This window comes from Salinimicrobium maris, assembly GCF_049680855.1.
Classification (GTDB): domain Bacteria; phylum Bacteroidota; class Bacteroidia; order Flavobacteriales; family Flavobacteriaceae; genus Salinimicrobium.
In genome coordinates this window covers 1-792 of the sequence record NZ_JBMPGS010000018.1, presented here as the reverse complement: position 1 = coordinate 792, position 792 = coordinate 1, and the positions used below count along the sequence as shown (strand labels likewise).

The 792-nt window shown below is 33.2% G+C and carries 1 protein-coding gene; it reads right to left on the bottom strand.

Annotated features, from left to right (window positions below):
- Positions 1-107: 107 nt before the first annotated feature.
- Positions 108-539, bottom strand: a complete 432-nt coding sequence (locus ACOV1Q_RS15865; protein ID WP_424495383.1) for a hypothetical protein — start codon at positions 537-539, stop codon at positions 108-110.
- Positions 540-792: the final 253 nt, after the last annotated feature.

Below are 792 nucleotides of genomic sequence, written 5' to 3'. Positions count from 1 at the left end.
TTGCATTGAATTTCTACTGAAGCAGAGCTTCATCAAAAATTCAATGCTCTAAAATTTTAGCGGAATGAAGTAAAGAAAAAATAAAATATTAAATTTGAGAAAGCCGATTATTGCTTTTCATAGGATATATTGTTGTGTGTAGGCTTTTTACGTTTCTCTTTATAAAATCCGACAATTACTAAAGGCAGTACGGTTAAAAATCCAGAAATCATAAATCCTAAAAAATACGGGTTTGTGTCTCCTCCACGGTCGTCCCACATAAATGTCAGAAATGAATTTAAAAAGAATACCGTCAAAATTGCCCAAAGCAATTTAAATCCGCTTTTGTCCGTCCTATAAAATCCGTAAACAGACAGAATTCCACCAAAAAGGTTCATAAAATTTAAAACTTTGAAATCGTCTATTCCAAATACCATCTCAAATGGATAAAGATAAATTGCATTGCCCTGTAAAAGCATTATTTGAATTATTGGTACGAATGAACCGAGAACTAAAATTCCCATTATAATTAGCGGTATCAAAGTATTCTCCGTTTTCATTTTTTTAGCTTACACACAACGGTTTGGCTATGAAAAGTAGCGGAAAAACGGGCGCAAACCTGTCCGCCGTAACTTTAATTTTTAAAAAATACAGAAATCTCGAATTAGCACTTAGCAGCTATTTTTTATAGCATCAATGAAAAAGCAGTAATCGAGTATCTTTAAAATTCACCAAAACTCTAAAGATATGGAAACCCGAGTTACTGCCTTACCAAAGCTATTCATTGGAATTGACATCCACAAGAGAAGCTGG